Annotated in this window: 2 protein-coding genes; one reads left to right on the top strand and one right to left on the bottom strand. The window is 37.5% G+C overall.

Features of this window, described 5'->3' with window-relative positions:
* Positions 1 to 358: 358 nt before the first annotated feature.
* Positions 359 to 7186, top strand: coding sequence for a choice-of-anchor D domain-containing protein (locus Q0972_RS16025; protein ID WP_299367684.1), 6828 nt, complete (start codon positions 359 to 361; stop codon positions 7184 to 7186).
* Between the two features lie 64 nt (positions 7187 to 7250).
* Here the strand turns inward: Q0972_RS16025 and hisS are convergent, their stop codons facing one another.
* Positions 7251 to 8633, bottom strand: a complete 1383-nt coding sequence (hisS, locus tag Q0972_RS16020) for a histidine--tRNA ligase (RefSeq protein ID WP_299367681.1) — start codon at positions 8631 to 8633, stop codon at positions 7251 to 7253.
* Positions 8634 to 8649 lie beyond the last annotated feature (16 nt).

Genomic DNA, 8649 nt, shown 5'->3' with positions numbered 1-8649 from the left:
AGTCTGTTTACACTATAGAAGATATTTCAGAGAGCGGTTACTCTGAATATGGCGTTAAGAATTTAAGTGCTGGAACTTACATTATTAAGTTATATACTGTGAGCGGTTCAGTATCGACTAAGAAAGTTTTAGTTAAGTAATAATTTTTACCTCAAATCTTGATTCTTAACCATGAAAAGCCTTGATTTGATCAAGGCTTTTCTTTATACATTCAGCTAAAATTATTCAAACTATGCCTTTCATCGGAAAAATTAAGCATTTAATAGGTTTTTTGATTGATTTTCACTATGTTTATAGCTGAATATTAATTAGTTAAAACTCGAGCCCCAAACTCGTAAATTTTTAAACTTAACCTGCCATGAAGAGAAATTTTACTGTCTTTAAAAGACTGTTGTTTTGTTTTGTTTTGTTATCATCTGTTGACTTTCAAGCTCAGACACAAAACTTCAATGTTCAACATCTTCAAGACGACGTTGCCAATTCTAATGGTATAAATACAAGTTTTATAGCAGTTAGATCTTTAAATTCTGCTCTAGCCTTATCAAATAATAATAGAAAATCTAATGCAGGACCAAGCGGAAATGGTGGTACTCTCAATGGAGATGATCTAGCTGGAGCAAGGGTTTTAACCCAAACCAATACCCTTTCCTATTTTAGAGAGTCTGGTTCCTTAAATTCAAATATGCGATTTAGTACCTCTATTTGGGAATATATTGGTCCTGAAGGAGGAGCTAATGAAATGATAGTTCGTGGACGTTATGAGGTATCATTGAATGGAAGCACAAACAATGTAACCGAGACACTAAATGGTATAATTAATCCTGATAAATGCATACCCTTTATCACTGGTATTCTCAACAACGACAGCAGTCAGGGTGCAGATTCTGGCACTGCCATTGCCTATTTGGAGGATGCTTCAACTTTAAGGGTCCAAAAAGGAACTAATGGCAATAATGTCACCGTTTATATAACTGTTGTTGAGTTCACAGGAAGCAACTGGACCGTACTTCATGGCGACTCTGGCAATGTTTCTGCTGATACTGGATCTATCACATTAAAAGATGGTTCTGATGGATCAGGTGCAACAATTAATGTAGGTTCTTGGAACCAAGCTATCATTTTCGGTCATCACAGAGGAGATAATAATACTAACGGCGTCAATAGAGCTATTGCAGATAACTGGCCAATTATGGAGCCTGGTACTAACCCTCAAACCGTTGACTGGAGATTTCATATAAATCACGATTCTAACGGTACTAATAGACAATTCGTTCATGTTCTGGTTAATCCCAACCTAAATGTTACGCGTTATCAGTTAAGCTCAAACTCAGCAAACGAAAATGCTTTTAGCATTACATCATCCGGTATCACCAATATTAATGAAGCCCTTATAATTGGCTCATCAATTTCAAGTGGTAATGGAACAGCCTATGCACGAGGATGGAGAAATTATTATTTAAAATCAACATCAGAGGCTGCTCATTGGTCTCATAGAAGTGGAAATAGCATGTCTCACGAAATTCAGATTGCAGACCTATCAGGTTTAACCTCAATAGGTTACTGTAATTCGTGGGGACATACCAGTTGGAATACGGGTATTACCAATGTAACTTTTAATACCATTAATCACTCTGACGGATCACCAAAAGATAATGGGTATGAAGACTTTACAACAACACATTCAACAACAGTTTATAGAAATACAACTCGGACCTTAAGTGTGAATGTTGATACCGACGGTGCCTACTCAGCACATGTATTTGCATGGATTGATTGGAATCAGGATTACGATTTTGAGGACGAGGGCGAAAGCTACGATTTAGGAAGTGCATTTAATGTATCGAATGGTATCACAGATCTATCACCATTAGGAATTACTATTCCTGCTAATGCAACATTAGGAGCAACGCGTATGAGAATAACTGCTAATTTTGGTGATGACCCTACACTTTGTGCAACAAATTTTGATGGAGAAGTTGAGGATTACGAAATAGTTGTTGCCGAGGGCGTCCCCGAAGCGGAAATAAATATTACTGGTAATGGTTTTGATATTGCAGATGGTGATTCCACCCCTTCTTTAACGGATCATACAGATTTTGATGAGGCATTTATTGATTCTGGTTCCAACACCAGAACATTTACTATCGAAAATATAAGTGCTTCTAGCACAATTAATCTTACTGATGCTTCACCCTATGTAGTTATTTCAGGTGCACATGCTGACGATTTCATCCTATCCACTGTACCATCTAATACGGTACAGGGATCATCAAGTACAACCTTTTCCATAACCTTTAGTCCAAGTGCAGAAGGTCTGAGAACCGCCTCTATTTCTATTGCAAACAGTGATACCGATGAAAACCCCTATAACTTCTCAATTCAAGGTAGTGGTGTATCTCCAGCCCACTGTGAATCATGGGGAGATTTGGAATATCAAACTAGTATAACAAACGTCACTTTTAATACCATTAATCACTCCGATGGTGCTCCTAAAGACATTGGTTATGAGGATTTTACTAGTTCGCAATCTACTTCTGTTGAAACGGGATCGGTTCATAACCTAAGTGTAAATGTGGATACTGATGGTAATTTTGTCGTTCATGCCTTTGCATGGATAGACTGGAATCAGGATTTTGATTTCGACGATGAAGGCGAAAGCTATGATCTTGGATCTGCTATTGATGTCGCCAATGGCATTACAGATTTATCTCCTTTGGCAATTACGATCCCAGAGGATGCCCAAATCGGCGCAACTCGAATGAGAGTTTCGGCGAAGTACTGGAGTGATCCAACCTCTTGTGAAACTGACTTTGATGGTGAAGTAGAAGATTACGAAGTAGTTGTAACAGCACCACAAATTGCAGAGATATCAGTTACTGGTAATGGTAACGATATTGTAAATGGTGATAATACACCTTCACTGGCAGATCATACTGATTTTGGATCAGTAAATACAAACCAAACTATTTCAAGAGTTTTTACCATAAGTAATACAGGAGCTGTCAATCTCGAAATTGCAAATATTATCTTATCGAATACTACAGATTTCAATATAGTTGGAATTCCTTATGCTACAACAATCAATGGAAATGACTCAACTACTTTTGAAGTAGCTTTCAATTCAAATACGATTGGTGTAAAGACTTCTACTGTAACTATTGAGAACAATGATACTGATGAATCGAACTTTCAATTTACCATTAAGGCCTCAGTAATTCAAAACTTTTTTGACAGTGATGGCGACGGTGTTTTAGATAACGTCGATATTGATGATGATAATGATGGTATTGCAGACGCAGTGGAAGAACTAGAATGTAATAATTCCGATATCTCTATAAAAGTTAACTATAAATTTTTAAACGAAACTTTCGGAAGTGGTGAAAGAACAACTATCAATACTACTTACGATGCCGTTACTTCCTACTGTTATGAGGATGGTACTGCAAGCTGCCCATCACTTGGTGGTGATGACCTTAATGATGGTGAATACACCGTTTATTATAGAGCAGCTGATGGTGACGGTATCGATGACACGCCAAATGAAGAGCTAGGTGCTTGGGCCGACGCTTACTGGTATACTGGTGAAGATCATACAGCTGGTGACACTAATGGAAGAATGGCTATGTTTAATGCTGCCATTGATCCGGGTATATTTTACACAGCCAGTATTACAGGTGCTTTACCCAATATTCCTATAACCTATAGTTTTTGGGTTTTAAATTTGGATACAGTAGATGCACCAGGAATAGCCACACGTTTACGTCCGGATATTTTAGTCGAATTTAGAGATGTCAATGACATTGTATTGGCTTCTATAACCACAGGTGACATTCCGCCTTCCATTAACGGGGATGCTACTGGCAGTTGGCATAACTTTTCTGCCAATCTAACTTTTTCGGTGAGTGAATTTAACGTTTACTTCTATAATAACCAACTTGGTGGTTTAGGAAACGACTTGGCCATTGATGATATTCAAATCACCCAAACACTTTGCGATACGGATGGAGATAATGTGGCCAATGTTTTTGATCTCGATAGTGACAATGACGGTATTCCTGATGTTGTGGAGTCGGGATATTCACCAATTAGCAATGGCACGGCATTAGTAGATACATGGGTAGATAGTAATGGTAATGGCATGCACGATGCTTTTGAAGGATTAAATCCATTGGACTCTGATGGTGATGGTACACCTAATTACATTGATCTTGATAGTGATAATGATACAATTTTTGATGTTGATGAGTCTGGTGCAGGGAATTCTGGAGATTCAGATTTTCAAAATGGTGACGGAGACATCGATGGCGATGGGGTTGGAGATGGTGACGATACGGATGCCGTTAGAGAAAAAGACTTTAATTCGGACGGTACTTCAGAATTTTTTGGTGACGGTATTCTAGATGTCTACGATTTTTTCTCCGGAACGACATTTGCATCTGCTTATGGCAATCAAAACCAAGGAATAACGCATACTAACTTTGTAAAGGATTCGGATGCTGACGGCCTTCCCGACTATATCGATGTTTACAACAACTCAAATGAAAGCTTTGACATTGCATCAACCTTATATGCTGATTTAGACGCCAATAACGATGGTGTAATTGATGACAGTGCTGATACTGAAGGTGATGGTATTTTAGATTTATTTGATACGGCTGAGGATAAATTTGGTTCACCAAGAGACTTAGATACTCAGCTTCAGATTCATTTTGACGGACGTAATGATTATATTCAAGACGCTAATATCATTGGTGAATGGGGTGAAATCACCCTAATGGGATGGATTAAATTAGATGCTGACGGTTCTGGTAATCGCTTTTTATTTGGCCAGGACAATTTTTATCTTAGAGTTCTAAGTAATGGGCGTCTTCAGGCTAATATTAGTGGGACCACTGTAAACTACAACACTCAAATACAAACGAGCCGTTGGACACATATTTCATTAAGCTACAGTGCTTCAAATGAAACATACAACTTATATGTTAACGGTGAAGATGTAAGAAATGGCAATAAATCTGGTGCACTGAATTCTGATACTAGTTCATTTACTATGGCAAAGTATCCTATCAATGATGCACAATTCTTTAAAGGATATCTCGACGAAATTCGTCTGTTTAGCAAAGCACTGGATGCAGGAGAAATCAGAAAGATCATTTATCAACAAATCGAAGATAACGGTTACATACGTGGTACCGAGATTCCTCTTGACATAGAAACCCTGTCATGGTCTAATCTAGAAAAGTATTACCGCCTTGACACTTTTAAAGGTAACATTACAGATGATCTCACAACGTCTTCTATTGACGAAAACAATGGTGCAGCATTATATAATATTAAGGAGATAGAGTCTCAAACCACACCTATTCCGTTTACTTCACAATCTGGAGATACAAATCTTGAAATCGCACTTAACAAAACTGAAGACGGTATTTATGGCGTTGATGCCATAATCTATGATTGGTCTATTGTTCGTATTTCCCACAACAATATTTCTTATGATGGGACTCAAAAACATCTTGGACTAATCATTGATGAAAATGACTCAAGTTCAAATCCAATTGAATATCATGTAACAAACGACTCCGAATTAAATATATCATGGTATTTAAAATTAGATGGTTTTATAGATTTGGAAGGAGAATCGCAACTCTTACAAGGTGAAAATAGTGTTCTCGACCCCAATAGCAAGGGAAAGATTGAACGGGATCAACAAGGTACAGCAGACACTTTTACTTATAACTATTGGTCTTCACCTGTAGGAACCATCAATAATACCACAAACAATAACGATTATCAGCTCAATAATATACTAATGGATGGGAGCAATCCCGAAAATCCAATTCCGATCAATTGGCTAACCTCAGGTTTCAATGGATCTAATTCTACACCTATAGGTTTAGCTGACTATTGGATCTGGAAATTTGATAATCATCCTACCAATGACTACTCTTCATGGCAACATGTAAAAAGTACAGGGAATTTAAGTCCTGGTGAGGGCTTTACAATGAAGGGTCCTGGATCAGGTCCTATTACTGCAGACCAGAATTATGCCTTTATCGGTAAACCAAATAATGGCACTATAACCTTATCTATATATGCAGATAATAACTATTTAGTCGGAAATCCTTATCCTTCCGCAATAAATGCCGATGAGTTTATAAATGATAACCCTGATTTATCCGGAACACTATATTTCTGGGAACATTGGGGAGGTGGTTCGCATGTTTTACAAGAATACCAAGGCGGATATGCAACTTACAATTTAGCCGGTGGAGTTCCAGCCTCAGCTCCCGATCCTGGTGTTGCACAGGTTGGTGTAGGCACAAAAACACCTGGAAGATACATTCCAGTAAGTCAAGGATTTTTTGTTACGGGAGCTAGTGCAGGTTCTATTACTTTTGAAAATGATCAACGTATCTTCCAAAAAGAAAGTATTGGATCATCAGTATTCCTAAGAGGTAATAACACAACAGAGAACCAAACGAATGATGAAGATATAGATGATAGAATGAAGTTTAGAATAGGCTACAGAGCAAGTAATAGTTTGCACTTGCAACGCCAGATTCTCCTGACTATAGACGAAAATACAACTGAAGGTGTTGATTGGGCATATGATGCACCGTTGAATGAAGATCAAACGGATGATATGTTTTGGATAATCAATAATGAGAAGTATATCATTCAAGCTAATAATGTAGCCGAAGAAACATCCATATTCCCTCTAGGTATCAAGACTAGCAGTGATGGCCTTAATACCATAAGAATTGATTCTTTAGAAAATGTACCTGAAGACCTAGATATCTATTTACACGATATTGACTTAGACATGTACCATGATTTAAGAACTGAGGACTATGAAGTATCATTGAATGCCGGCGAGTATTTAGATCGTTTCGAAATCGTTTTTAGCCTGCCTGAAACCTTATCTAATGCCGAAGTGACTGTTGAAGATTTGAGAATGTATTATGCATCTAACAGAAACAAAATCGTTGTACTAAATCCTAATTTATATGAGTTGGAACAACTTCAACTATATAATATCAACGGACAAGTGGTCTACGATAATTCAGATTTATGGACTGAATCGTACAACGAATTTGAAATACAGAATTTAAGCACAGGGGTTTACATTGTTAAACTTAAAACGCTGCAAGGCTCAATATCCAAAAAAATTCTAATTGAATAGAAGTAATCTTTATTTTTAGTTAGTGATCAGAAAAGCTTCGACCTTTACTTCGGTCGGGCTTTTCTTATTTTAAGGCATTCAATAACGCATCAAAATCTATGGTCTGTTGTTCGCCAGTTTCCATAGTTTTTAAAGTAAACATTTCAGAATTTAACTCTTCTTCGCCTACTAAAACGACATAAGGAATCTTACGCCTATTGGCATAGGTCATCTGTTTTTTCATTTGTCTGCCAGATGTTACTTCATCTGGAAACAACTCGGCTTTAACTCCACTTGTCCTCAGCTTAGAGACGGTTTGTAAAGACATCATAGCCTCTTGTTTACCAAAGCTTATAAAAAGCACCTTAGTGGCTTCTGTAATCGTTTCTGGGAACAGGTTCAATTCTTCTAACACCAAATAGATACGATCCAAACCAAAACTAATCCCTACTCCACTGGTATCTGGTTTACCGAAAATACTGGTAAGGTCATCATAGCGGCCACCTCCGCCAATAGAGCCTATTTTCACACTTTCTGGAGCAGACACTTCAAAAATGGCACCTGTATAATAGTTAAGACCTCTGGCCAAAGTAACATCTAATTGAAGTTTGGCCGTTTTTAAACCTAGAGTTGCAATTACCGTATTTATAAATTCCAATTCTTCTATGCCCCTTGAGCCAATTTCCGAAGTACTTAAAATAGATTTTAATCGTTCTATCTGTGCTCCAAAATCGCCTTTCAATTCAAATAAGGGTTGTAACTGGGATATACCTTCTTCCGAAATGCCTTTGCTACGCATTTCTTCTTTAACCTTCTCCCCGCCTATTTTATCGAGTTTATCCAAAGCTACTGTGAAGTCTATCAGTTTGTCCTGTGCACCAATCACCTCGGCAATACCAGACAAGATTTTACGATTGTTGATTTTTATAGTAACGCCTTCTAACTCTAAAGCTGTAAAAACAGCATCGTACAATTGTATAAATTCTACTTCTTGAAATAATGATTTGGACCCAACCACATCAGCATCGCATTGGTAAAACTCTCTAAAACGACCATTGGCAGGCCTATCAGCACGCCAAACGGGTTGAATCTGGTAGCGTTTAAAAGGAAATACAAAATCATTTTGGTGCTGTACCACATAACGCGCAAAAGGCACAGTTAAATCATACCTTAAAGCTTTTTCTGATATTGAATTTGAAAATCTTACTAAATTCCCATTTTCAAGTGCCACAACATCAGCCTTTTTAACCTTGTCTCCTGAGTTTAAAATCTTAAATATGAGGTTATCCCCTTCTTCTCCATATTTTCCAGTAAGCGTGCTTAAATTCTCAAAACTTGGTGTTTCAATAGGCTGAAATCCATAGAGTTCAAACTTTTCCTTTATTACGCTCATTATATATGAACGTTTTGCAACCTCTTCTGCATTAAAATCTCTTGTTCCTCTTGGAATGCTTGGTTTTTGCGCCATATTAACTTCCCGTGAA

This window comes from Winogradskyella sp. (genome assembly GCF_028282165.1).
Lineage (GTDB): Bacteria > Bacteroidota > Bacteroidia > Flavobacteriales > Flavobacteriaceae > Winogradskyella.
Note: the sequence above shows the minus strand (reverse complement) of the source record. Positions and strands in the feature narration are given on the sequence as shown.

Bases quoted from the DNA above. Each gene is read 5' to 3' on its own strand.
- Q0972_RS16025 (WP_299367684.1), top strand. From the start codon at position 359: ATGAAGAGAAATTTTACTGTCTTTAAAAGACTGTTGTTTTGTTTTGTT.
- hisS (WP_299367681.1), bottom strand. From the start codon at position 8,633: ATGGCGCAAAAACCAAGCATTCCAAGAGGAACAAGAGATTTTAATGCA.